The sequence below is a fragment of the Salinicoccus halitifaciens genome (assembly GCF_021026095.1).
Classification (GTDB): Bacteria; Bacillota; Bacilli; order Staphylococcales; family Salinicoccaceae; genus Lacicoccus; species Lacicoccus halitifaciens.
The window spans coordinates 282,596-306,881 of the sequence record NZ_JAJNCU010000002.1 but is presented as its reverse complement, the minus strand read 5'-3'; the positions used below and the strand labels follow the sequence as shown (position 1 = coordinate 306,881).

Here is a 24,286-nt window from a genome sequence, read left to right as displayed (position 1 = left end):
CCTGTAATGTTTATTTGGTGTACCCAAAACTTTTGGAAATTTGTTCAGCGTAAGATTTCAAAGTCAGTCCTATTTCTTTGATGCGTTCATCTCCAAACCTGCTTGAAGGCCCCGCACAACTGATGGCGGCAAAGACTTCGCTCTTATGGTTGAAAACCGGTGCCGCCACACTTTTCAATCCAATTTCAATTTCTTCATCATCATATAAGTAACCCTGGGTTTTGGTTTCTTCAAGATGTTCTTTCAGCTGCTCGGAATCAGTTATGGTATTGGGAGTAAATGCAGTCATTTCCATTTCTGAGAGAATTTTATCAATATCTTTTTCGGGAAGATGGGCAAGCATCGCTTTTCCAACCCCCGTGCAGTAAAGAGGTGCCCTTTTACCAAGCTGCGAATACATTCTAAGAGCACCTTCCCCTTCTTTTTTATCCACGTATACCACTTCTTTATCGCTCAGGATGGCCAGATGGGCTGTTTCATTATACTCTTCAACCAAATACTCCAGATACTGATGACCAAGATTTACGATATCCATCGAGTCCGCCAGTGTATTGCCCAGTTCAAAAAGTTTAATTCCAAGGTGATACTCTGAAGTTCTGGCATGCTGTTTTATGAAATCCTGACTTTGCAGCGTCTTAATGATTCCATGAGCTGTGCTTTTCGGTAAATCAAGAGATTTGCTGATTTCCCCTAGACTTAAGCCCGGCCCTTCCTTCTGAATCAATTCCAGAATGTTCATCGCTCTTTGTACTGATTTGATAGACATAAAATCCCAACTCTTCCTTTATTATTTTTAAATTTTATAAATATATTCAAGTATAGCCTGGTTCCAATGATACCCTCGAAAGCAGGCAATGGATATTCATTATATAAAATTTACCATATTAAGTTTATCAAACCGTGAAAAGAGATTTTATAGTCTATCAGTCTTTTCAGTTACACATTAGGGGTACCGTTAATGAAGAACGACTCAGGTAAAGGTGATCCGTAAAACATGATGGCATCCTGAACTTCCTCTTGAGTCCATTTCACAGGCTTCCAGTCAGGATTAAAGATCAGGTACCCCGGATCCCCGTACAGTTCCACTCTGTTGCCTCCAGGCTCATAGACATATAAACTGGTCGTCTGGCTGATGCCGTGTTTAAATGGTCCCGCTTCGATTTCAAGATCGTGTTCTTTCAGCACTTCTGCAACTTCAAACAAGTTTTGAGTGCTGCCGTAGAGGAAAGCAAAATGATTGAGTCTCCCCAGCCCTTCTGAATTGGGTGCTTCATCTTCAGTGAACACAAGCTCATTGACCGTATTCGTGACCCTCAGCCAGATTCCCAGATCAGAACCGTCATCCTTCACAATATGCTCACTCAATTTAAATCCGAGCAGATCCATAAATAATTCTTTATTGCCGGCCACATCATGAGACATCAGCATCGCATGATCCAGCCTCTTTACCGGATAACCATGCAAAGGTCTTTTCTGCGGTCTGTTTTTCAGTATGGTCTTATTTTTATCCGGTGCTTCAAATTCATCTATTTCCCACAAAATCTCCATCAAGTGATTATCAGGTGTCACAAACTGATACGCAGGTCCATGTCCTGCGTCTCCATCAATCCAGCCTTTGCCATAATCTGAGTTTTCCAGTGCCTTGACTCTCCGCTCCAACGCTTCCGGGGAACTTGCCCTGAAGCTTAAATGTCCGAGTCCCGGCTTGTCTCTCTCCGTTACTTTGAGGGAACATGTATATGTGTCCTCATATCCCCTTAAATAAACAGACTTGCCTTCGCGGGAAGTTTCGATCAAGCCGAGGAGGTCTTTAAAAAACCAGACCGTCCCCTCCAGATCAGGTGTATAAAGTTCCATGTGTGTCAGTTCTGCAATATCAAATTTTTTCAGTTCATTTTCCATTGCCATCCCCCTAGTTATTTAAAAAAAGAATTGTGACTTAAAAGAACTCAGCATGCTTGGTTAAGGAGCTTCCTAAAATATTGCCATTCTCATCCAAAGCATTAACAAGAAAATACGGTCCTGAATCTTGGACATTGATCACTGTTTCGAAGCCTTCTTTTTCAACAGTGATGATTTCCTCCATCAAATACGCCTCTTTTCCTCCAACCACCTGCCATTTGGCTGTTTCAGTGGTGCCATTCCAGGAGACATATACGGCTGCGCCGTTCTCCTCATCCAATTCCACAGCGATTTTCGGCGATTCAAGCGGAAGTCCGGTCCACTCATCCTTATACGCTCTATAAGTTAAGTTACCTCCGGGGAACGTTGCATCAAATAGTATATTCGAATCTGTGTCCGAAACGCTGTTGCCCTGACCGCCGAATTCTGAAATATGGAATCCGGAACCCCATCCTACCGTGAAGTTGCCGTCACTTTGATGGCTCATTCCGCCTTCCGGTCCGACATATAAAGGGGAATCGTGGTAAAAAGTCCTGTCGACCTCCACTTTCTTATTCTTTTCGTCCACCTTTATTATCAAGCCGCGTGATATACCATCCGGGTCATTTTCAGGATCTCCTTTGTTGTTATCAAATAAACTGATGGTATCGGAAGAGATGAAACGTGCATCATGCTGATTGGAGAAAACGGCGTCGGAACTCACTTCGAAATCACTGTTTTTTCCACCAATCTGCCAAATCACTTGCCCCGTCTCCTTGTCGATTTTATAAAGCGCATTCATGGTTTTCATGCTGAGCAGCAATGTCCCATCCGGTCCTTCTTCGATTGAATTCAAATGATATGGGTCCCAAATTGGAAGATAATCATCTTTATCAGGAACCGGCTCGACAGAATCAGCCGGATTGATATGGGACAGCGCGTCCCAGAAGAACAGCAATTCTCCCGTTTCGATATCAATTTCCTGTACTGAATAGTCATCAATATAACCATTTTCCGGCCCACCGTATTTTGAGAGATCAGCCGGGATTTGTTTTAATCCGAGAATGATTGCAGTACCTCTCTCAGTGATCAGAAATTCATGGAAATCCGACACATAACCTTTCTGGGCATTCACATTTTTAATCAGTTGATAGTTCTGGTTATAAATTTGAAAGACTGCACCAGGCAAGGGATCGCCATAAGGCAAAGGCTTCGGCCTGATTTCCGATTCGGCCAGGGTCCCTTGCCACAAGGTGAGGACCGGCTCCCCTTTATATGTCTGGGTTCTGAAATTCATGATCTGTGTGAACTCATCGGCCGGGTGAAACCAGACTGGATTCCCTTCATCATCCATGATCATCACGGAAGTTTGACCGATTAAATCATCTTTCGTCAATGCATGGGGTCCCAGGAAATAATAACCGGGAGACTTCCCTTCTTCGTTGATATTCACATCTACTTTCATCGGTTTCAAATGAGGATTGGTCCTCAAATTCCATATCTTTTCCAGAGTATGCACTTCATTATTAACAGCCATCATATCTTCCCCCATAATCATCTTTTAGGAATTTTCCTGTAAACGCCAACTCTGTTGACCAGTTTGCTTCAAGAGTTCCTTACGCCATTTTTCAGTGCTTTCGAAATCATTGAATGTGAAAATATGGAATCCTTTAAAAGTGGTCGTTGTATTTGTCATTTGCCTGACCAGCCCTCTCACGATATTCGTGGCATTATATCCCGAGGGCGTGAAGAATTTCCAAAACATGTTCTGCTGCTTCTTCAGAAAGTTCGCTGACTGGCCGAGACCGAGGCCCGCCGAAATCCGAATCAGCTTTTGGCGGCTGATTGGACCAGGCATTCCTGCGTAGACGGGCAGCTCTACTCCATCACTTTGAATATTTTTATTCCATTTAATGAAGGTGTCGGCCGAAAAACAAATTTGTGTTAAAATCCTGTCTGCATAGGGCGACTTTGCCTTCAATGCATCTTCTATCTGAGTATCCTCAAAAAGTGCATGTCCTTCCGGATATCCGCCTATCCCTATATTCTTGAAATGATGATTTTTTGCGTTCAGCACTTTCAGCATATCCAATGAATCTTTGAATTTCCCGGCAGGCTCTTTGGCATCTCCTGCAATGATGAATATCTGATCAATATCTGCAACCCTCAGTCTTTCGATGATCTGATCCAGCTCATCCGGACCGGTAACGAGACGTGCAGGTATATGCGGTGCAACTTTATAGCCTTTTTCACGCAGGGAAATGGATACTTCAAGTGTCGATTCAAGCCCCTTATCACCGGTTGCTGTGACAGTCAAAGGTATGCTTGTCGGTACATCGGCAGTCACTTTTTCTACAGCATTTTTGAAAGGCATGACTTCATATCCGATATTATCCAGTAAGTCGGCTAAAATTCTTCTCTCCTGATCATTTGAAGCGACTTTCTTCATAGAACTGACCCCTCTTCTCTCAAGCTGCTTGAATATGCAACAGAATTAATCATTATTGATACCAGGACTTTTAGTGCTGTAAAACTCCGGTGCAACAGTCACTTTGATTGTAGTCTGCTCGTGACTTTCAACTTGAGGTTTCCTGGACCCGCCATTAATCTCTCCCCATGTAAGTACAAGTTCTGTACCGGGCTCACTGAACTCAGGCTTCACCATTGCAATGGATTGGAAATCTCCTACAGGATCTACATATCCGGCGTGGCAGGATACCCCGGCAAACGCCCCATCTTCACTTTTGACTTCATCATATTGGTTCCATGCGAAATTCGTCACCGGCAGCTCCAGTGCCTTATAGCGCTTTCCTGTTCCCAGTTGTGAGTCGTAGATCTTTTTGACATCTTCACGGCTCCAGACAAGACACACTTTTTTACGCTTCTTATCTTCAGGGAAATTTTGCAATGCTTCTTTCCCGACGAAATCACGTTCAAAATCAATGACATGACCGTAACCCAGATCAAAAGGCGTCACATAATAATCTTCTATATTATCCGTGACATAACTGCCTCCGATTTCGCTATGGGCTTCCCAGCCGTCTTCTTTCAACCAATTGCGGTAGTCTTCAAGGGCCGGATCAGTATAGATGCCAGGCATTGGATGCGCCATGAAGCCGCTTGCAAAAGATGTGGTGAAGTAAGCCTGGGTGCCTACCGGCTTCAGGCCGAAATCTTTACCCACTTCAAGGATTGCATCTCTGACTGTCTTTTCATCCTCGAACGGCCCTGAGATCTCTACACCTTCATGACCGGTCATATCATGTCTATGGACCAGAACATCGCAGCCTCTGATTTTGACTCTTTTAGTCCGGAAAAACTTAATTTTTTCCTCTAACGGCTCATCAATCAGAGCTTCGAATAATGGTCCTGCATTAGGCCCGACCAATTGGAATCTCCAAAATGTTCTTTCACCGCTTTTCCTTAAATGTGACGGCATGTCCTGAGTCAATTTCACATCGAACTCGCCCTTTTCGGCATTATACAGCAGCCAGTTTTGAAGAGGCATTCCACTGATCAATTCATATTTATCATCATCAAGGTTATGGGCTATGCAGTCGCCGATTAAATAACCGCTTGGCGTCACTGCGACGAGTTGTTTAGCACGACCTTCCGTAAAATTATTAAATTTATTTACCGTATATTTCATCAGGAATTTTTCAGCGTCAGGCCCTTCCACGAAAAGCTCAGGCATATGATGAGACTGATGGAGCAGCGCCACAGCTTTACTCCAGGATTGCTGTTCCTCACGCCAGTTTGTAAATGCAGGCGGTATATAAGCACCTGTTGCAGATTTAGCGAAATGCAACGACGGCGCGTCGTTATAAAAATGATCCACCAGGTTCGGCTTGCTTTCAATCAGACTTTGTAAAGAATTGCTTTTCGTTGTTTTAACTGTCATTTTAAAATCCCCCATATAATTTAATTAATTTTTTTATCGTTATATCCCAGTTTGATCAACAACAGTAACCCCTTAACGATTCCTCAAAAACATCTAATTCCCCTTAGTCTGCCATCCTCCTCTAATTACAAACACTGTCTGAAAGTGCTTTCAAAAATATGTTAAAAATTTAAATCTTAACATATCAATCCTTCATCGTTCGATAATGTCGAACTGTGTTCGTAAATTAATTATCTGATTATTAATATAATTCAGTAATTCATATTTGTCAACAATCAACCTATGATTTATTACAAATAAAAAAACTGTGCCTGGAAAAGCACAGTTCAATATAAATATTTTAATTGAAATTTTATATCAAAGACTCCAATATCTCTTTGATCTGCCGCCTCGCCCTCGCGCCTTCCCGTATCGGATACTGAGGGAAGACGTGGTTCATCATCGGGTACTCATAGTATTCATACGGCGCCCCGGCCGCTTCAAGCTTCCTCGCAAAATCCCGGGAATCGGGCAGGCAGATCTCACGTTCACCAACAAATAAGTATATCTTCGGAAGACCCTCAAGCCGGCCGTTGATCGGGGAGATTTTATAATACGACGGATCCGTATTCCCCGCCCATATACGGCCGATGATCTTCAAATGATCCGGCCGGAGCATCGGATCCATTTTTGCGTACTTGTCCATCTCCGGATGTTCCAAAGTGATATCAAGCCACGGGGAAATGATGACGAGCCCTGCCGGCATGGTCTTTCCTTCCTCCGCAAGCCACTGGGTGAACCCGATTGCGAGCCCGCCGCCGGCGGAGTCCCCGAACAATATAAGTTCATCGCTGCATTCTTCAAGCAGGTTGTCGTACAGCGCTGAGACGGCATCATAAGCACTCTCATAGGAGTATTCCGGCGTCTTCGGGTAGATTGGCACGATGAATTCAAGTCCGGTCTCCCGGACCATCTGATCGATGAACAGCCAGTGGAACGCGGACGGCTGATGGATGTAGCCGCCGCCGTGCAGGTAGAGTACGCGGCGTGTAGCCACTTTCTCCTCGGGCATGATCCTGTACACTTTCATCCCGTTGTCGTAGTATGATTCGACTTCCGAGCGCATCAGGTTCTCCCGGATTTTATGTTCTTTCCTGTTCTCCTTGAAGTTTTTCGCAAGCATCTCCGCATCGACGTCTTCAAGGTCGAAGTTGAACACCCGTATCAAGTCCTCAACGATTTTACTTTCGATGCTTCTTTCTTCGAATAACGCCGCCCGCCCGGCACGTGCCGTATAATATAAAACCCCTGCACCCGCGATGACGGCGGCCGTCTTTAAAACACGTTTCATTGAATCAGTCCTTTCGATTCCGCACGCATCACGCACGGTGTTACAGATGGAACCGTCTTCCGAGCTGGGTCATGAACGACCGGTTGGCAAACAGCAGAAGCAGTGTGAATACCGTCACCGCGAACACTGCAGCGATGATGCTCGGCCATAGCACGTCCGCAAGGCCGGACAGAAAAAATACGAGCGGCAGGAAACCGAGTGCGATCATGATAAGCAGGAAGCTCAAGTAGCCCGTCCACTTCAGGCGCACCGTCAAAATGATGATCGATATCACGAGTATGCCTGCAACGATGAGGAACGGGACAGCGTAATTCACCGACCACTGCATATCCCCGGACAGGAAATCGATCACCAGCAGCACGATGGTGAGGCTCACAACCTGGGCGGTGATCTTCCCGCCGATGTGCGATGCTGAAAGAATCGTATGCGTCAGCGAGACAACGACATAAAATACCCCGATCGCCACATAGAACACCCACAGAAACTGCGGGATGACGATAATGTTGATCGCCAGGCATATGAACACCGCAAGGATGCCGAGCAGAATCGCAAGCCTCGATATGTTGGTCCGCTTCTTATGGAGCTCAGGATCGTAGTATGGATACCATGCGGCCCCTTTATCCTGTGACAGGTCCTCCCGGCACAGCGGGCAGTGGCCGTCTTTTGTCCATACATCACAGTTCGGGCACTGGTTCATCGCATATCCCCCCATTCATTCGAATATACTTCGACATCGAGGCCCGTGATATCCGCAAGTGATTTGAAGAACGCCCGGATGATGTCCGCTTCTTCAATCGACCGGGCGAAAGTGATCGTAAGCCTGCCGTTCAGCGTGCCGACGGCTGCATTGATCGGGCTTTTCCTCGTCGGGTATAAGACGACTTCCATCCTGTCCACATGGGGTTTTAATGAATCCGGCACCGGGATGTTGCCGAGGTTCGAAAACGTCATCGTCTTCGAGCGTTCCCCGTACTGGTTGAACCCGATCCGCATAATTGGATATTTCACGAGCACCGGCAGGGCCCGGACGATCCACTTGCCCTGCAGCGAGACGAATCGGTCGATCCCCGCCTGCAGCACATTTTTATCGGTATGACTGATAAGCTGCCCGGTCACCTCTTTAATGATGTCTTCAAGGTGCATATACCCGTCCATCGGCACCCCGATGTTCGCAACGGAGAAAAAGTTCCTGAGCGTCACTGAAGGGAACTGCCGGCGCAGGCTGATCGGCAGTGCGATCGAGACCGTCCCGTCCGTCATATCCCGCCGCATCCTTTCCTCGTGGATCGCCTGGATCAGCACGCTCGTCAAAAATCCGGTCAGCGATGTCCCCCGGCTTTTGGCGAAGGCATTCAGCGCCGTGCCGTCCACCACGCCGTGCGTGACATGGATGCCCGGCGGCTCAAAGGCGGTGCCTTTGATCTGGTAAGCCTTCTCCGCCCGTCCCACCTGCCGCAAAGCTGTATCGGACGAGGCATACCGCTCGAAACTGTCCTCCATCTCCTCAGGATCGGGCGCATCTTCCGGATCAAGGATCACTCCATCCGTCTCCACCGCCTCACCCCTCTGCACGAGGTACTGGTAGACGAGCGTCTTCAGGAACTCCACCGCCCCGCCGCCGTCGGTCAGCGAATGGAAGATTTCCACGGAAATCCGCTTTTCGAAATAAAGGACCCGTATCAGGTAGGCATTGTTCTCCTTCCTGTCTATCGGTGAGCATGGATGGCCAGTTTCAGGCTTCACCAGCAGCTGTTCATCATTATGCTCCATGAAGTCCCAGAACAGCCCCTTCCTCACCCGTACGGTGAGCGTCGGAAAACGCACCGCGACAATGTCGAGTGCCTCCTGCAGGCATTCGGGCTCCACCGTATCATTCATGATCATGGACACCCTGAACACCGAGGAGTTGGTTGCACTTGAGACCGCATGAAAAATCTTTCCTGTATTATCTATCCTGTACCACTGATCCATCCGCTCACCTCCTTATATTCATTGTCATTAAATTATAGCATCCAAGGATGATAAATGCGGCATGAATGAAAAAAGACATCTGCCGAAGCGGCAGATGCCCTGATTCCATACTGATTTACATTGAAGTGTAGCCGCCGTCCACGTTCAGCACGGTGCCCGTGACATATGAGGAGTGGTCGGATGCGAGCCAAAGGTTAGCTTCTGCGACTTCGTCCGCTTCCGCAAAACGCCCGAGCATGCTCAGCTGTTTTGCATACTCGTCCGGGTCGAAACCGAACTGGTCGAGCGCACCGCGGAGCATCGGCGTATCGATGGCACCTGGCGCCACACTGTTGATGCGGATGCCTTTAGGTGAGTAATCCATCGCCGCCTGCTTGGTCAGGCCGATGACACCGTGCTTCGCCGCCACATACGCCGGGTTCGTCGGCTGCGGGCGGATGCCGCTCACGGATGAAGTGTTGATGATGGAACCTTGAGTGCCGCCCTGTTCCATCTGTTTCAATTCATATTTCAGGCAGAGCGCGACACCGTTCAAGTCGACCGACATCAGTTTCTCATAATAATCGAAGTCCATGTCCGCAATCGGTTTGTCGTCCGGCGTGATCGCTGCGTTGTTGACGGCGACATCGAGCTTGCCGAACGCCTCCACCGTCTTCTGGACCATCTGCTTTACGGACTCTTCATTGGAAACATCGACTTTGACGAAAATCGCCTCGCCGCCGTCTGATTTGATCTCCTCTACGACTTTGTTGCCTTCCTCTTCATTCATGTCTGCAACGACCACTTTCGCTCCGGCTTTACCGAACTTCAAAGCCGTCGCTTTCCCCATGCCCATCGCAGCTCCTGTAATGATTGCTGATTTGTTTTCCAGAGAAATCATTGAAACGCCTCCTGAATTAAAGTTTGTTTACACCTTAATTATAACATTTTCACCCTTGAAATCCGGCGCAGGCGCTTCCCGGAAGTTACAAATTTGTGAATTTAATCACTATTCTATTATTACATCTTTTCCTTCAGCTTTCAGTTTGGCCAGGCTTTCAAGCATACGGTTGATTTCTTTTTCTGAATGCCTTTCCCAGGCGCCGAGTTCAGCCGTAATCTTGAGCGGCTCGAGGGAGCGGTAGGACCGTGTTGGATTCCCGGGGAAGCGTTTATCCGTAAGGTTTGGATCATCCTCGTACTCGCCTGTCGGTTCCACCACATATATCCTCTCCCTTCCATCCCCACCGGCAAGTTCTGCACCCCATTTTGCGGCATCCAGTGTCGCGGTAAAGTAGATGTGCTTCAGTGGCTGATTTTTGTAATTCGACCGGAATTCCGGCTCGAGTAAATCCCCGACCCCGAGTGCTGCTTTCGTCCCGTGGAAGAACGGCCCAGGGTCCAAATTTTTATTTTCATCCTTCATATAATCACTCCCGATCGTTTCGCTTTTATAAATTTCGGATAAAAAAACCCATTCCAGTCTCCGGAATGGGTCATGTTTTGGGGTCGTCACTATGAGTAAGTGTATTATAACACACTCACAAGCTTATGGTCTTCAATTTTATATATATGGTCTGCCACCCGCTCTATGAAATACTTGTCATGCGAAGTGACGATGACGGTGCCTTTATATGCATCAATGAACTTCTCGAGTGCTTCAATCGTATCGAGGTCGATGAAGTTCGTCGGTTCGTCGAGTATAAGGACGTTCGAGGGCCTCACGAACATCAGGGCAAGAGACACCCGCGTCGCTTCGCCGCCGCTCAAATCATGGAGCGGCTTTGTCACTTCATCCTGGCTGAACCCGAGGTTCTGGAGCATGCTTCTCACGACCGGTTCGCTGAAGTCGGTCTGCTTCATCAGATGCCGGATGACCGGTTCATCCGTGAACAGCTTGTAATCCATCTGCCTGTAGGTCTCGATCCTCACCTTCGGGGAAATATCGAGCCCTTCGCTGCGGTTCATGATCTCCTCTAGGAGGCTCGACTTCCCGGCCCCGTTCCTGCCGGTGATCGCGATGACCTTCCCCAGAGGGAACTGGAAATTCACCCGGTCGAGGAGCATCCTGCCACCGCGCACGACGGTGAGGTCCTGTGCCATGATTGGAAATTTATTATGGATCTCAAGTGACTCAGGCATCGGGAATTTCAAATGGGTCTCTGCCCGCGGAGGCGCCGCTTCCTCCAGCTGGCCGAGCCTCGATTCGATGGATTTTGCCGCTTTGAAGGCCTGCTTCTGCACCGTATCCTTCTGTTTGCTTGAACTCAGACGGTCCGGTTTGATGTCCTGCTTATTCTTCTTAACCGCCTTCATCTTCTCCGCTTTCTCGATCTGCTTCTGCACGGCGTTTTCCAGCCGCTTCTTTTCACTGATGAAATTGTCATATTCACGTTCCCGGGCGAGCCTTTCCTGTTCTTTTTGGGCTTCGTAATCATCATAATTGCCCGTGTATTCCCTGACTGTGCCGTCTGAGACTTCCCATATCGTTTCTGCAAGGCTGTTGATGAAATGACGGTCATGGCTTACGAATATCAATGTGCCGTAATAATACTCGAGTTCATCGATCAAAAGTGAGACGCCCGCCTCATCCAGATGTGTCGTCGGTTCATCCAGCAGCAGCCCCGGTCTGTACCCCGATAAAATATGCGCGAGGCGCAGCTTCGTCGCTTCACCGCCGCTCAAACCCTCATTATCCGGCACATCCAGCCGGCTGAGCAGTTCGAAATCGAACCCTTCATCCACTCCGCCGGCTTCCCCGATCTGCGCGAAATAATTGAACTCTGCTGCGGTTTCCACTTCACCCGTGTAACCTTCAAACTCGCCTGCAATCATCTTCAGGAGCGTCGACTTGCCCGATCCGTTTGCGCCGATGATGGCGATGCGCTCATTCATATATGCCGACAGCGTTTCTATCTTCAATGATTCCTTCGTGCCGAAATTGACTTCGACCTCTTTTAGTTCTACTGTTTTTTCATCCATTATAATTTGCACTCCCTTAGAGCCTGCAAACTATATTTTTGGACACAAAAAAAGAGACGGCCTTCTGCCATCTCCCATGTCGTTTCATCTGTCCTGAAAATGGACACACTGATCCCGTGGAATATAGTCAGCAAGACTTTTTTGAATTTTATTCGGTTGGTTTATTCAAAAAAGCCTGCCAAATCCTTGGGATACCCATCTTCAGAACCTCCTCGCATATATTTGAAGTCATTTTAACATAAATTACCGGAATAAAAAAGACACCTCTGACCGAGATGTCTGTATATCTTCAATACCCCTTATTTCTCCCTAATCATCTGACGGAGGCGTGCTCCGCCTTGTAGATGGTCTCCCCTTCTTTGATCGTCTCGAGTACTTTGATGTCTTTTATCTCTTCTTTCGGGACTTTCAAAGGATTGGCATCGAGCACCACCAGATCGGCAAGCTTCCCCTCTTTGATGCTGCCTTTCCGGTCCTCCTCGAAGTAGGCGTATGCCGCATTGATCGTCACCGCCTGCAGCGCCTCGTAAACGGAGACCCGCTGCTCCGGCCCGATTGATGCACCGTTCCGTGTGATGCGGTTGACCGCGCACCATATCGTGTGCAGCATGTCGGGGTCGACGATCGGCGAATCCTGATGAAAGTTCACCGCGAGCCCCCGGTCGAAGGCGGATCTCGCGGGGCTCACCCGGCTGCCGCGCTTTTCCCCGAAGTTTTTAAGATGCACATCACCCCAGTAATAAGTGTGCGAGACGAAGATGGAAGGGATCATTGCGAGTTCCGCCATCTGGTCGAGCTGATCGTCCCGGGCGGTCTGGCAGTGGATCATCACCGGCCTGAGAGCATTTTTATTTGGATCGTCAGATGCTTCCAGGGCCGCACCGTAACTTTTGAGAAGTTGGTCGCTCGCCGCATCACCGTTGCAGTGGGTGAGTAACTGCACACCCGCACGGATCGCCGTTTCCGCGTATTTCTTCACTTCGTCATCATGATAGATGGGATAGCCCTTGTAATCCCCTTCACCTTCATAAGGCTCGGTCATCCAGGCCGTCTTGCCCTGCGGTGAACCGTCGAGGAACATCTTATAACCGCCGATCTTCACACGGTTATGGTACTTCCCGACCATCTCCCGGTTCGCTTCCAGGTCTTCCGGATTTTCCGCCACCAGCGGATACATCACAACATCCACCTTGAATTTATTGGAGTACGACTTGAAAAGATCGATGGTCTCAGTCGATGTCGCCCCGTCCTGCACCGTGGTGATGCCGTTTTTGATATAGGCGGCCTCACCGATGGCAAGCACCTCCTCAGGATCCCCGCCGGTGCCGCTGAACACTTTGCGCCTCAGGCTCATAAAAGGCGTCTCCTCCAGGTAACCGTTCGGCTCCCTCGTGCCTTCGATACGGCCAATCAGGCCGCCTTCCGTATCCGGCGTATCTTCATCAATCCCGGCCATCTCGAGCGTATAATCATTCACGGCACCCATATGGCCTGAAGCATGTGTGATCATGATGGGGTGCTCCGTCGACACCGCGTTCAGCACGTCTTTTGTCGGATGTGCCTGTTCGTCCATGAAATTCGGGTCATAGCCGAAGCCGACCACCTTCTCACCCTTCCCTATATCATTGTCCTTGATGTAGGCGGTCAGAGTGTCCTGGATGTCCGTGAAGTTCCGGCACCCCTTAAGATCGGCAAGCAGTGACGTCGGTCCCATCATCGCAAGGTGGCTGTGCGGATCGATGAAGGCAGGCAATAAAGTCCGGCCTCCGAGATCGACCTTTTCAACTGCAGGATCATTGAGGTACTCATCCATCCCGTCTTCCACTACACTCCGGATCAGACCGTCCTCGATCAGCACCGCTTCTGCAGTTTCCGTTTCACCTTCCATCGTGATGATGTCTCCGTTGTAAAATAATTTTTTCATGATCAGACACTCCCCTTACTATTTTGAAGGGACACTTTCCAAGTCCCCGACGTGCGCTGTGCTCTCTTCTTTCAAATCGTACGTCTTCGGTCCCCACACTTTGAATACCCTCATGACAATCAGATAGGCCGGTATCGGTGCCAGAAGCAGCAGCAGCCCGAGCGGCATCGATAAGACGCCTGAAGCGATCAGCATGATGGTTGCGAAAGTGACGTTTGAAATCATCATCGGTATGTTCATCAGTCCGAGCTCCACCGAAGTGGACGTCCTGAGTGACGGATCGACGATGCGCACAAGTGCGATGCCGCTCGGCACCGTCCCGGTCGAAGTGCCGTAAATCCCGATGGTTCGCTCATAATCATTCTTGCCGCCGTATCGCTGGCCAAAGTACAGGCAGATTGCCAGGCTGATCAGCGTGACGATGACCGAAATGATGAGTATCGGCACAATCCAGTTGCCGATGACGCTGAATGTCACACTCATGAATGAGGCGACGATCAGATAGTCCGTCGACCAGCCCGTGATTTTCGACTGGAATTTATTATCGAGGAAATGTTCAATGCTGAGTTTCCGCATCACATATTTCACAAGATAACCGGCGATCATACCGTAGATGAACAGCATCCCGCTGATCGTCGGGCCGATGCCCGGAATCATTGATGCGAGTTCCGCCAGCCCGATCGCAAGCAGGAAACAGATGCCGATGATGGCGAAATGGAAACTCATCGTATCGATGTTGCCGCTGTACATCGTTTCGTCCCCAAGGGATTCACGTTCTTCATCTTTATTATAATAACCGCGCTCAACCGGCTTCTCTATTTTCCTTGAAGCCATGCTTTTGGCAAGGCCCCTCTTGATCCCGTACCTTGCGAGCGGCACACCGATGAGGAAGCAGAGCACGAAGCCCAGGGCCGCGAATGTCACACCGACGGTCGCCGCGTCCATGATACCGTATTCGTTTTCCATAATGGCACCGTATGTCGCCGCCTGGCCCGGACCCTGCGTGAATGCGAACGGTATAAGCAGCCCGTACACGGCATCCATCCCGAAGATGCCGCCGATTGCGAGCAGTATCACCACTGCGACGAACGGTGTCAGGGCATAGAGTATATTCCACGTGAAGCCCATACCAAGTGAACCTTTTGCGACGTCCCGGCCGCTTGATGCCGTGGATTTGGACTTCGGATTGCTCGTCAGCCCGATCGAGATGAATGTCACCGTAAAGAGCAATGTCACAATTTGAATATACATCCCTGCATCCACTGCAGTGACCATCCCGCTGTTCATGACGAAAAATCCGATGATGCCGGCGATGACGCTGGTCGGCACAAGCATGCGCCGGATGAAGCCGACTTTCGAACGTATGATGAGCCCGACGGCGAGCATGACGCTCGCGAGCCCAAATGCGATCATGAATGTCATAAAATGATTCCCTCCAATGGACTTTTGAGTATTTTAAATTCTCAGTCATCTTTTAATTACATTGTCCATATTAATGAAGGATGCATATAAATGGCAATATGGTCAGGACGTCCGTACCAGTTGGAATAAAAACACCGCCGTCGGGATTGACGGCGGCATCCATTCATTTCTTCCTGGAGAGCTTGATGTTGAAGGCGTACATGTCCGCCCTGTAGGCGGCGCGTTCGTATTCGATGAAGTCGCCGTTGTGGTCGACGAGCCTCCTCTCCGCGATGAGCATGCTTGTGTCCGGGGCCACTTTCAACAGGTTGGCATCCCCTTTTTTGACCTTCTCCGATTTGATGGTCTGCTCCGCTTCAATCGACATGATACCGAGCTCCTGTTCGAGCAGGTCATACAGCGTCACTTTATTCAAATCATGCTGTTTGATCTTTTCACCGAGCGCCACAGGATAATAGTTGTTTTCGACACCAATCGGGATGCTGTCGGCATAGCGCACACGTTTGATATGGACCGCTTCATTCAAACCGGTGATTTTCTGAAGATATACCGGCAGGACAATCGTGCGCACCTTAATCAGTTTCGCACCCGGATTCATGCCCATATTCTCGATCGTCTCGGTCGTGCTGCTCAAATTTCCGAGCCAGTCGTTGATCGGCCGTACCGCAACGAACGTCCCCTTCCCGGGCTTCTTCACGAGTGTCCCTTCACGCACAAGCGCATCAATCGCCTGCCGCACTGTGCTCCGGCTGATATAATATTCATCCATGAACTCGCGCTCACTCGGCACTTTGCCCGTGTAAGTCCCGTCCATGACCTTCTCCTCGATCTTCTCCTTCAATTGTATGTAAAGCGGTATGGAATTTGTATAATCCAACGGCATAACAATCACCCGGTCCTGAAATTTAATATCAATTTTATTATCATAGTTTACCATAGAAAGGAGATTTTAATGGGCTTGAGGGTATAAGACTGGTACATAAAAATACCCCATCCTACTACCATAGAATGGGGGTTTGGTGACTCATGCTCATAACATTGTTTGATAATTGTATTATACCACTTTTTAGAGAAAATAAACCACTGCGTCTCACTGATTTGTAATATGTGTAAATATGCGTTATCATGAAACCAATGCATCACACAACCGAATAGAAAGACCACTGGAAGTGCCTTTTAGAAAAGGCTGAGATCGAAGTAGCGACTTCGGGATTCCGGAACCTGATCCAGATCATGCTGGCGTAGGAAAGTGGCGTAACGATAACGAATCGAAGTATATGAATATATATTGCGCTGTTTTCCTTATAGGGAAACGGCGCATTTTTTTATGGAGGTGGATCAATGTTCATCGTAATCACACCATACAGGACACCCGACCCAGGAGATATCCGTCATTTTACAGCCGTCTCGCCCTTCATTGATCATCTGATGATCCGGACGCCCATGCCGCAACGGGAGACTGCTGATTTTTTAACATCACTGCTCGAGGCCGGCTTCCCGAAGAATAAACTTCTCATCCACAGTGACATGGCACTGCTAGAGCGCTTTGACTTGAACGGTATTCATTTCAGGGAGAATGATGCAGATGCCTTCAGATATAAACAAAAGCATCCTGAAATCACCGTCAGCATGTCCACGCACTCCGCCCGGACGGTTGAAGCGGCGGAGGTAAACGGCCTTGACTTTGTCCTCTTCGGCCATATATTTGAAACCGCTTCAAAACCAGCCCGCCCGCCCCGCACGGAGCGGGAGATCAACCAGGCGCTGTCATCTGATATCCCGGTGATCGCACTCGGCGGCATCAATGAGCGGACGATCCATCAGCTGCCGGGGGGATTTGACGGCATCGCCGCGATTTCATATTTCATGGATGCAGCACCTTCCGAAATAAAAGCACTCAGAAAGGGATGGGAATTATCAAATTTGATGTAGTGACCGTGGGTGCAGGGGTGATGGGGTTATCCATCGCCAATGCGCTCGCCAAAAAGGGGTTGAAAGTTGCGGTCGTCGACCGCGACGCGCCGGGGATGCACGCTTCTTGGAAGGCCGGCGGCATGCTCGGTGCACAGAACGAGTTTTCGAACGACAGTCCTTTATTCCGCCTGGCGAAAGCGTCGAGGAGGTACTTTGAGCCGCTCAGCACGGAACTTTTGGAGACGACGGGCATCGATATCGAGTATATGGAGACCGGACTGATCAAGATGGCGGACTCTAAAGAATCAGAGGCAGCGCTCGACAGGCAGTTCCAATTTTTAAACGCCCATAATGACAACGTGAAAGCATTAAGTGAAAAAGAAATCCTGAACCTCGGCAACCAGTTCATCACTCCGGGTGAACACTTTGCGATGCATATCCCGGATGACGGCCAGGTGAATGCGAACAAGTACACGAAGGCGCTGACCGCTTCAGCGCTCCATCACGGGGTGACGCGCATCAGCCGCACCGAAGTCATCGCCATCCACCGGGAAGGACAGGATTACCGGATTAAAACTTCAACCGGGGATATCCATGCTTCAAAAGTGGCCGTCACCGCAGGCGCATGGTCGCAAAATCTGCTCGCACCCTTCCGGATCGAGTCAAACGCGACGGGTGTCAAGGGTGAGGTCATGCTGCTGGAGCAGCCGGAAGTGAGACTTAAAGATACGCTTTTCATGACGAACGGCTTCTACATCATACCGAAGCGGAACCACCGCTTCCTGGTCGGTGCGACCAGCAGATTTGGCGACTTCTCTTCCGGCATGACGAAGGAAGGCGAAACATGGCTGTGGATGGAAATACTGAAGCACATGCCGAGACTGAAAAGCGCAGACGTATTGATGAAGTCATCCGGCGTCCGCCCGTATACACCAACAGAAACACCGGTCATGGATGAAGTGGAAAACGGCCTCTTCGTCGTGAGCGGCCACTACCGCAACGGCATACTGCTCTCCCCCGCCACCGGGATATTGATGTCGGAATGGATCGAGACCGGCAGGCGCCCTGCCATATTAAACGATTTCACTATTGAAAGGATGAGGAAAAATGCAATGCATCATCAATGATGAAACATTCACGTTTGACGAGGAACTCACCGTCTCACAGCTGCTTGAGCAGATGGAGATCGACCCGGACCGCATCGTCGTGGAACATAACGGAACATTAATCAAAAAAGAGGCATTCGACAGCCATGTCGTCAGAAGTGACGACAGGCTTGAATTGCTGGAATTTGTAGGAGGCGGATAAAATGCTTAAAATAGGAGAATTCGAATTCAACTCAAGGCTGTTCCTCGGTACAGGGAAGTTTTCGGATGAGGAAACGCAGACAAAAGCGATTGAGGCATCAAAGACGGAAGTGCTCACCTTCGCGGTGAGGCGCATGAATTTATATGATAAAGACCTGCCGAACCCGCTCGCAAACATCGATCTGAAAAATTTCACCACCTTCCCGAACACTGCAGGCGCAAAGACCGTCGAAGAGACGGTGCGCATCGCAGAGATCGCAAACCATGCCGGCGTATGTGACATGATTAAAGTGGAAGTGATCGGCGACGACAAGACACTCCTCCCCGACCCGATCGCGACATATGAAGCGTGCGAGATTCTGCTTGATAAGGGCTACACGGTCTGCCCTTACATCTCGAACGACGTCGTGCTCGCAAGAAGGCTCGAAGAACTCGGCGTCCATGCCGTCATGCCCCTTGCTTCCCCGATTGGGACCGGGCGCGGCATCAACAACCCGCTCAATTTAAGGTATATCATCGAGCAGGCCAACATCCCCGTCATCGTCGATGCAGGAATCGGCTCGCCGAAAGATGCATGTTACGCCATGGAACTCGGTGCAGATGCCATCCTTCTGAACACCGCCGTCTCGGGCGCAGAAGATCCGGTCAAGATGGCAAAAGCGATGAAGCTCGGCATTGAAGCGGGCATGCTCAGCCAGGAAGCCGGCCGCATACCGGTGAGGTACACCGCCCAGGCATCGAGTCCGGCCGAAGGACTCGGATTCCTGTGATGGAGAGGTACGACAGGCAGGTCAGGTTTGCCGGTTTCGGCGAGTCCGGCCAGGAAAAACTAAGCAATACCGCCATCATGGTGATGGGCGCCGGCGCCCTCGGCACCCATGCAGCCGAACTCCTCACGCGGATGGGTGCCGGCAAACTAATTGTGATTGACATGGACATCGTCGAGCTGACCAACCTGCACCGCCAGACCTTATACACCGAAGAAGATGTCCGGCTGATGAAGCCGAAAGTCGAAGCTTTGAAGGAAAAGCTCCAGCAAATCAACAATGATGTTGAAATAAAGACCCTCAACACAGAGCTAAACTCTCAAAATATAGTCGGCATCCTGCAGGAACATCAGCCCGACATCGTCATCGATGCCATGGACCATTTTGAAATAAGGTTCCTGGTCAATGAAGCATGCCATAAGCTCGACATCCCGTGGGTATATGGCGCAGCCGTTGGAAGCAAAGGCAGCGTCTACGCGATAGATTACGAAGGCCCCTGCCTGAAATGCCTGATGGCCACCATGCCCGCAACGGGGGAAAGCTGTGAGATCAACGGCGTCCTGCCGCCCGTCACCACACAGACGGCGGGCCTCGAAGTCTCAGAAGTCATCCGCTTTTTATCCGGCGAGGGCTTCTCCAGGAAACTCATCACCGTCGACACATTCGGCATGAATTATAAGACAATGAACATCAATGCATTAAAAGACGACGACTGCATCGTCTGCGGCCAGCACAAGTACGAACATCTGGAGAAGGAAACCTTCAGACCCGTCCAGTCCAACTGCGGCCGCGTGTTCACGCTGAGGTTTGATGACTCCATATTCAATGCAGAAATGAACGGTGAAGTCATCAAAGAGAACCGCTTCGTCAAGTTCATCAACTATGACGGCTACGAGATGACCCTGTTCAATGACGGCCGGATGAATGTGTACGGCTTGGACGGCATGGAAGAAGCGGAAGCGTTGTACAGGGAAATTACAGAAGGCTTACCGGTGAACCAGCATCAATGACTTTGCCCCCTATTCCAATTGGAATGGGGGTCTTTCTTTTTACATAGCCAAGAAAAGCAAACACAAAAAAACTGCACCTTAACGGGTGCAGTTGCGGTTGATCTATGTATGAAGCTGTCTCTACTATTAAAAGCAAGTCAACGGCCCCGGCAGGAATCGAACCTGCGGCACATGGTTTAGGAAACCATTGCTCTATCCCCTGAGCTACGGGGCCATATTTTTAGTCTGATAATCAGTCACTTCTTAATTATAACACTTGGAGAATTTTATTGCATCAACTTTTATAAGATTTTTGCATTAAAAAAGACGGACGATCACCTTAACACACGAATGGCAAATCGCCGGTCTTCGTTATGCCGATCAATTTTCTGCTGCTTAGAATGTTTCCTGGTCTTCATCTACCGTCACGTCGCTGAGGACGAGCATGCCGACGACCCTGCCCTCTTCCACGATCGGCAGGCAGCGCAGCCGGTTTTTTACCATGATATCCGCTGCATCTTCAACACTCATAATTGGAGTGCCCATCAGGGGCGCATCGGATGCCATGATCAAATCTATCGGCGTATCCATAGGGAAATGTGAAGCAATCCCGCGGATGACAATATCCCTGTCTGTAATCATACCTTTTAGTTCACCATCTCCAAGTACAGGTATGGAGCCTAAATCAAATTCCTTCATCATCGATGCCACTGTCTCAATTGTCATTTCAGGCCCGCATGTCTCGACTTCAGTCCTCATGATGTCTCTGACTTCCATCAATCATGCCTCCTTTAAAAAAGTTTGTTTTATATATCTTTTTACCACGTACAAGGAGGAATTAATCGTATTGGGTTGGGAAATAAAGATAGCAAGTGCGTTGGAGAAGCTGGTTAAATAAATTGTTAAAAGGTATTATAGAGTCAATTTATCAAGTGCATAGTCTACTTTTAACACCAAAATTAATGTGCTATTATGTAAGTATCAAACTAAAGTGCTCAACATGGAACACCAAACCCCCTATCTATGGCAGTAGATTGGGGGCTTTAATGTATGAGATAATTAAATGATTGTTATTATAGTAGAACTTCAACCTCACTATAGGTTAAGTTAATTGCAAGGCCACACATTCTATCTATTTCTTAAGTTAACTTGCTTTTATTTTTAGCAGTCACCAGTTGCCCGCCCCCATTATCTAAGAATTCAATCATACCTTCTGTTGCTCTATATGCCAAGGCGCCAACTGTTCCAGTCGGATTATAACCACCATTATGAGCGAATGCAGATGCTCCAATAACAAATAAGTTATCATGATCCCACATTTGAAGGTATGAATTCACTGCTGAAGTTTCTGGATCATCTCCTATGATGACTCCTCCTGTATTATGAGTAGATTGGTATGGTTCTACATCGAAATTACCCAACTCCTTATTAACTGAAATATCCTGTCCACCCATCTCTTCAAGTATATTTTCTATTCTTTCAGCTAAAAAAGTTGCTAGATTCCTATCTTGTTCATGAAAATCAAATGTCATCCTCAGTAATGGGTTACCAAATTCGTCGGTATATGTTGGATCTAAATCCAAGTAATTATACCTGTTTGGTAATGAGGCGCCTTGAGTACCCACTGATAACATACGATAAAAATTATATATAGATTGCTCTTTAAATTCTCTTCCAAATCCTGGAGTCCCGCTAGGTACAGGATTGGAACTTATAGGTGTACGTCCACCCTGCCTAAGCGAAATCCATCCACCATGTAGGAAATCTAAATCACTGTGATCAAAGTTATCTCCATTGAAATCATCAATGGCCATCCCCAATGCACCTGCCCCCATGTGCATATTATATTGTTTATCAAAAAATGCTCGCCCGCTAAATTCAACTTGGTAGCAATAGTTCTTACCAATTACACCTGTTTCTTCCTCAGGATCATAAGGCTGACCTAAACCTGATTGAAGCAACAGACGAACATTATTAAGTACATAGCTCGTTAAAGCCACTGTTTCTGCTGGCTGCTCATACTCTCTCCCAGTATTTAAATCTACGTATCGAACACCCGTAACTTCTCCATCTTCATGAATAATTTCTGTTACATTGGCTGAGGTTCTCAATTCATAATTACCTGTTTCTTCTGCAGTAGGGATTACAGTATTGATTGGATCTGATTTAGCTCCAAAATCACATCCATACCTGGAACAAAAAGAGCAGAACTGACATTGATTGATTGTTTGTCCATCTGGATTAGTATATTGCTCTGATAAATTCGCTGAAGGAGCCATAAATGGCTGGTAGCCCATTTCTTCTGTAGTATCTCTAAATAACCTTAGAGCCGCAGTATCTTTCATTGGGGGAGTCGGATATGGGTTGGAGCGAGGTCCACCGAATGGGTTTTCTTCACCGGAAATGCCTGCAGTTTTTTCAAACTTATCATAATAAGGTTCTAACTCATCATATGTAATTCCCCAATCTTGCAAAGTCATATCTTCAGGAATCTTCTCTTCCCCGTATCGATCAATTGTCTGCGATCTAATTTCAAAATCGTAAGGTAAAAATCTCCATGTGACTCCACTCCAGTGGACCCCTGCCCCTCCGAGACCAGTCCCTAAATGAAAAGCACCGTATTCTCTCATTGGCAAAGCGGTCATATCCGGATTATTCCTGAAGGTCAACGTTTCTTTGGATAGATTTTGCAATAAATCATACCTTGAATCGAATCGCAGTTCATCTTTTGTCTGAAGAAAATCTTCTTGCTTTTGATGCCTCCCTCTTTCAAGTCCCACTACGTTATAGCCAGCTTTTGCTAATTCTGAAGCGACTATTCCACCGGTCCATCCTACACCAACAGTCACTACATCCACTTTATCTAAAACTTCTACCATGCTTAATATTTCCCCTTTCAATAGTTAATATCTATTAATGTGAGTTCATATGATCCTTTAAAGCAACTTGATCCATTTCTTCGAATTCTTCTTGGTCAATCACATTATAATAGGACATGACGCTGCCAGGATAACCCTTCATCTTCCAGCCATCCATATTTTTATTACCGCCGTATAATGGATCACAATATGCCCCTTCGAGAGTCGCTTGTTTCAATAACTGGAAGAAGCGGCTGGAAGAGACACCTTGCATTTCAATTTCTCCAGCTTCAAATGCTGCTATAATCTCTACTCTCGCGTCTTCCCCTAACTCTACAAACGCATGATCAAATCTTTCAACACTCTCATCAATAATTCTCCGAATGCCTTGAAGAAATATCTCACCCCGGGTTAACGGCGATTGGTATCCTTGAGTGTCTTCGCCTTCTGCAAACGGCCCCTGCATATAATCTCGTGCATTACTTCCCCAATTCCCTGCAAGTTGTCTATCTATGAAGAATGGTACACCTAAAGCTATTGCACCTGGGCCGTTATCATCTTCTGGAAAAATGGTTTCTGTCGCTGCAACTAAAACATCAAAATCTTCTTGCCTGCTGAAAAACATCCTTGCTTCGGCAAAGTTATCATTACTAGAAGCATTATCTCCTCCGCTAGTATCTTCTGAAGAGCCTACTATTTCATTGTCATTACTTGCCCATCCGCTGCCTATGAAACCTCCAATTAGTGAACCCCCGATAATTCCACCTGTTGCAGCACCTGTTGTCTTTAAGAAATCGCGACGTGAGAACTGCTTTTCTTTTTTATCAGACATGTTTCTCCTCCTTTGTTTTATTCCCCAATGTATAAAAGCGCTTCCATTATATAAGTAAAAAAATTACAGACCTCCTCTTAATTTCCTATATATTAATAAATTATAAAATAACACTTAGCTCAATACAATGAATATTCCGATTTTTCTATAAAATAATTTTTTGAAGTAATGTTTTAATACTCAAATCTAATGTCGACTATTTTACTACACAATAATTACATAGAATCAA

At 47.9% G+C, this 24,286-nt stretch carries 22 protein-coding genes, 1 tRNA gene and 1 riboswitch; of the genes, 5 read left to right on the top strand and 18 right to left on the bottom strand.

Going from position 1 to position 24,286, the window contains the following annotated elements:
* Window positions 1-10: 10 nt before the first annotated feature.
* The 14 genes from LPW40_RS06095 to LPW40_RS06030 all read right to left on the bottom strand — a co-directional run bounded on the left by LPW40_RS06095 (window position 11) and on the right by LPW40_RS06030 (window position 16,273).
* Entirely contained in the window at window positions 11-766 is a 756-nt protein-coding gene (locus LPW40_RS06095) for an IclR family transcriptional regulator (RefSeq protein WP_230821340.1), read from the bottom strand.
* A gap of 170 nt (window positions 767-936) precedes the next feature.
* The gene (locus LPW40_RS06090; protein ID WP_230821339.1) at window positions 937-1,902 is read right to left on the bottom strand and encodes a VOC family protein; all 966 of its coding nucleotides are present in this window, start codon (window positions 1,900-1,902) and stop codon (window positions 937-939) included.
* 37 nt (window positions 1,903-1,939) lie between these two features.
* Window positions 1,940-3,433 (bottom strand): arylsulfotransferase family protein, encoded by a 1,494-nt coding sequence (locus LPW40_RS06085; protein WP_230821338.1) that lies wholly within the window; start codon window positions 3,431-3,433, stop codon window positions 1,940-1,942.
* A gap of 9 nt (window positions 3,434-3,442) precedes the next feature.
* Window positions 3,443-4,330: a methylenetetrahydrofolate reductase gene (locus LPW40_RS06080; RefSeq protein WP_230821337.1), complete on the bottom strand. Its 888-nt coding sequence runs from the start codon at window positions 4,328-4,330 to the stop codon at window positions 3,443-3,445.
* A 45-nt stretch (window positions 4,331-4,375) separates the two neighbouring features.
* A complete protein-coding gene (locus LPW40_RS06075) occupies window positions 4,376-5,782 on the bottom strand; it encodes a hypothetical protein (protein ID WP_230821336.1) in 1,407 nt (468 codons plus the stop codon).
* Between the two features lie 352 nt (window positions 5,783-6,134).
* Window positions 6,135-7,112, bottom strand: coding sequence for an alpha/beta hydrolase (locus tag LPW40_RS06070; RefSeq protein WP_230821335.1), 978 nt, complete (start codon window positions 7,110-7,112; stop codon window positions 6,135-6,137).
* A 40-nt stretch (window positions 7,113-7,152) separates the two neighbouring features.
* Window positions 7,153-7,809 (bottom strand): DUF6320 domain-containing protein, encoded by a 657-nt coding sequence (locus tag LPW40_RS06065; RefSeq protein WP_230821334.1) that lies wholly within the window; start codon window positions 7,807-7,809, stop codon window positions 7,153-7,155.
* A complete protein-coding gene (locus tag LPW40_RS06060) occupies window positions 7,806-9,083 on the bottom strand; it encodes an alcohol acetyltransferase (protein WP_230821333.1) in 1,278 nt (425 codons plus the stop codon). Before LPW40_RS06060 ends, LPW40_RS06065 begins: the two co-directional genes overlap by 4 nt.
* A gap of 115 nt (window positions 9,084-9,198) precedes the next feature.
* Window positions 9,199-9,963 (bottom strand): SDR family NAD(P)-dependent oxidoreductase, encoded by a 765-nt coding sequence (locus LPW40_RS06055; RefSeq protein ID WP_230821332.1) that lies wholly within the window; start codon window positions 9,961-9,963, stop codon window positions 9,199-9,201.
* A 108-nt stretch (window positions 9,964-10,071) separates the two neighbouring features.
* The gene (gene arr / locus LPW40_RS06050; protein WP_230821331.1) at window positions 10,072-10,488 is read right to left on the bottom strand and encodes an NAD(+)--rifampin ADP-ribosyltransferase; all 417 of its coding nucleotides are present in this window, start codon (window positions 10,486-10,488) and stop codon (window positions 10,072-10,074) included.
* Between the two features lie 104 nt (window positions 10,489-10,592).
* The gene (gene abc-f / locus LPW40_RS06045; RefSeq protein WP_230821330.1) at window positions 10,593-12,044 is read right to left on the bottom strand and encodes a ribosomal protection-like ABC-F family protein; all 1,452 of its coding nucleotides are present in this window, start codon (window positions 12,042-12,044) and stop codon (window positions 10,593-10,595) included.
* Between the two features lie 313 nt (window positions 12,045-12,357).
* The gene (locus tag LPW40_RS06040) at window positions 12,358-13,968 is read right to left on the bottom strand and encodes an amidohydrolase (RefSeq protein WP_230821329.1); all 1,611 of its coding nucleotides are present in this window, start codon (window positions 13,966-13,968) and stop codon (window positions 12,358-12,360) included.
* Window positions 13,969-13,986: 18 nt separating this feature from the next.
* Window positions 13,987-15,390 carry a sodium/glutamate symporter gene (locus LPW40_RS06035; protein ID WP_230821328.1) on the bottom strand — a complete coding sequence of 468 codons (1,404 nt, stop codon included), beginning with the start codon at window positions 15,388-15,390 and terminating at the stop codon, window positions 13,987-13,989.
* A 163-nt stretch (window positions 15,391-15,553) separates the two neighbouring features.
* Complete coding sequence (locus tag LPW40_RS06030) at window positions 15,554-16,273, bottom strand: GntR family transcriptional regulator (protein ID WP_230821327.1); 720 nt, start codon at window positions 16,271-16,273, stop codon at window positions 15,554-15,556.
* A gap of 272 nt (window positions 16,274-16,545) precedes the next feature.
* A riboswitch (TPP riboswitch) is annotated at window positions 16,546-16,655 on the top strand.
* 76 nt (window positions 16,656-16,731) lie between these two features.
* Here LPW40_RS06030 and LPW40_RS06025 point away from each other — a divergent pair.
* The 5 genes from LPW40_RS06025 to LPW40_RS06005 are packed head-to-tail and all read left to right on the top strand — an operon-like array spanning window position 16,732 to window position 20,388.
* A complete protein-coding gene (locus LPW40_RS06025) occupies window positions 16,732-17,322 on the top strand; it encodes a thiamine phosphate synthase (RefSeq protein WP_230821326.1) in 591 nt (196 codons plus the stop codon).
* The gene (gene thiO / locus LPW40_RS06020) at window positions 17,298-18,431 is read left to right on the top strand and encodes a glycine oxidase ThiO (protein WP_230821325.1); all 1,134 of its coding nucleotides are present in this window, start codon (window positions 17,298-17,300) and stop codon (window positions 18,429-18,431) included. The genes LPW40_RS06025 and thiO overlap by 25 nt, the downstream gene beginning before the upstream one ends.
* Window positions 18,412-18,612, top strand: a complete 201-nt coding sequence (thiS, locus tag LPW40_RS06015; RefSeq protein WP_230821324.1) for a sulfur carrier protein ThiS — start codon at window positions 18,412-18,414, stop codon at window positions 18,610-18,612. The genes thiO and thiS overlap by 20 nt, the downstream gene beginning before the upstream one ends.
* A gap of 1 nt (window position 18,613) precedes the next feature.
* A complete protein-coding gene (locus tag LPW40_RS06010) occupies window positions 18,614-19,381 on the top strand; it encodes a thiazole synthase (RefSeq protein ID WP_230821323.1) in 768 nt (255 codons plus the stop codon).
* On the top strand, window positions 19,381-20,388 hold the full coding sequence (locus LPW40_RS06005) for a HesA/MoeB/ThiF family protein (RefSeq protein ID WP_230821432.1): 1,008 nt from the start codon (window positions 19,381-19,383) through the stop codon (window positions 20,386-20,388). Before LPW40_RS06010 ends, LPW40_RS06005 begins: the two co-directional genes overlap by 1 nt.
* Window positions 20,389-20,529: 141 nt before the next feature.
* Here LPW40_RS06005 and LPW40_RS06000 read toward each other — a convergent pair.
* The 4 genes from LPW40_RS06000 to LPW40_RS05985 form a co-directional block, all read right to left on the bottom strand.
* Window positions 20,530-20,602 (bottom strand) — tRNA-Arg (locus LPW40_RS06000).
* A gap of 161 nt (window positions 20,603-20,763) precedes the next feature.
* Entirely contained in the window at window positions 20,764-21,144 is a 381-nt protein-coding gene (locus LPW40_RS05995; protein ID WP_230821322.1) for a CBS domain-containing protein, read from the bottom strand.
* A gap of 362 nt (window positions 21,145-21,506) precedes the next feature.
* Window positions 21,507-23,246, bottom strand: a complete 1,740-nt coding sequence (locus tag LPW40_RS05990; protein ID WP_230821321.1) for a GMC family oxidoreductase — start codon at window positions 23,244-23,246, stop codon at window positions 21,507-21,509.
* A 34-nt stretch (window positions 23,247-23,280) separates the two neighbouring features.
* A complete protein-coding gene (locus LPW40_RS05985; protein WP_230821320.1) occupies window positions 23,281-24,057 on the bottom strand; it encodes a gluconate 2-dehydrogenase subunit 3 family protein in 777 nt (258 codons plus the stop codon).
* Window positions 24,058-24,286 lie beyond the last annotated feature (229 nt).

Bases quoted from the DNA above. Each gene is read 5' to 3' on its own strand.
- LPW40_RS06095 (WP_230821340.1), bottom strand. From the start codon at position 766: ATGTCTATCAAATCAGTACAAAGAGCGATGAACATTCTGGAATTGATT.
- LPW40_RS06090 (WP_230821339.1), bottom strand. From the start codon at position 1,902: ATGGAAAATGAACTGAAAAAATTTGATATTGCAGAACTGACACACATG.
- LPW40_RS06085 (WP_230821338.1), bottom strand. From the start codon at position 3,433: ATGGGGGAAGATATGATGGCTGTTAATAATGAAGTGCATACTCTGGAA.
- LPW40_RS06080 (WP_230821337.1), bottom strand. From the start codon at position 4,330: ATGAAGAAAGTCGCTTCAAATGATCAGGAGAGAAGAATTTTAGCCGAC.
- LPW40_RS06075 (WP_230821336.1), bottom strand. From the start codon at position 5,782: ATGACAGTTAAAACAACGAAAAGCAATTCTTTACAAAGTCTGATTGAA.
- LPW40_RS06070 (WP_230821335.1), bottom strand. From the start codon at position 7,112: ATGAAACGTGTTTTAAAGACGGCCGCCGTCATCGCGGGTGCAGGGGTT.
- LPW40_RS06065 (WP_230821334.1), bottom strand. From the start codon at position 7,809: ATGAACCAGTGCCCGAACTGTGATGTATGGACAAAAGACGGCCACTGC.
- LPW40_RS06060 (WP_230821333.1), bottom strand. From the start codon at position 9,083: ATGGATCAGTGGTACAGGATAGATAATACAGGAAAGATTTTTCATGCG.
- LPW40_RS06055 (WP_230821332.1), bottom strand. From the start codon at position 9,963: ATGATTTCTCTGGAAAACAAATCAGCAATCATTACAGGAGCTGCGATG.
- arr (WP_230821331.1), bottom strand. From the start codon at position 10,488: ATGAAGGATGAAAATAAAAATTTGGACCCTGGGCCGTTCTTCCACGGG.
- abc-f (WP_230821330.1), bottom strand. From the start codon at position 12,044: ATGGATGAAAAAACAGTAGAACTAAAAGAGGTCGAAGTCAATTTCGGC.
- LPW40_RS06040 (WP_230821329.1), bottom strand. From the start codon at position 13,968: ATGAAAAAATTATTTTACAACGGAGACATCATCACGATGGAAGGTGAA.
- LPW40_RS06035 (WP_230821328.1), bottom strand. From the start codon at position 15,390: ATGACATTCATGATCGCATTTGGGCTCGCGAGCGTCATGCTCGCCGTC.
- LPW40_RS06030 (WP_230821327.1), bottom strand. From the start codon at position 16,273: ATGCCGTTGGATTATACAAATTCCATACCGCTTTACATACAATTGAAG.
- LPW40_RS06025 (WP_230821326.1), top strand. From the start codon at position 16,732: ATGTTCATCGTAATCACACCATACAGGACACCCGACCCAGGAGATATC.
- thiO (WP_230821325.1), top strand. From the start codon at position 17,298: ATGGGAATTATCAAATTTGATGTAGTGACCGTGGGTGCAGGGGTGATG.
- thiS (WP_230821324.1), top strand. From the start codon at position 18,412: ATGCAATGCATCATCAATGATGAAACATTCACGTTTGACGAGGAACTC.
- LPW40_RS06010 (WP_230821323.1), top strand. From the start codon at position 18,614: ATGCTTAAAATAGGAGAATTCGAATTCAACTCAAGGCTGTTCCTCGGT.
- LPW40_RS06005 (WP_230821432.1), top strand. From the start codon at position 19,381: ATGGAGAGGTACGACAGGCAGGTCAGGTTTGCCGGTTTCGGCGAGTCC.
- LPW40_RS05995 (WP_230821322.1), bottom strand. From the start codon at position 21,144: ATGGAAGTCAGAGACATCATGAGGACTGAAGTCGAGACATGCGGGCCT.
- LPW40_RS05990 (WP_230821321.1), bottom strand. From the start codon at position 23,246: ATGGTAGAAGTTTTAGATAAAGTGGATGTAGTGACTGTTGGTGTAGGA.
- LPW40_RS05985 (WP_230821320.1), bottom strand. From the start codon at position 24,057: ATGTCTGATAAAAAAGAAAAGCAGTTCTCACGTCGCGATTTCTTAAAG.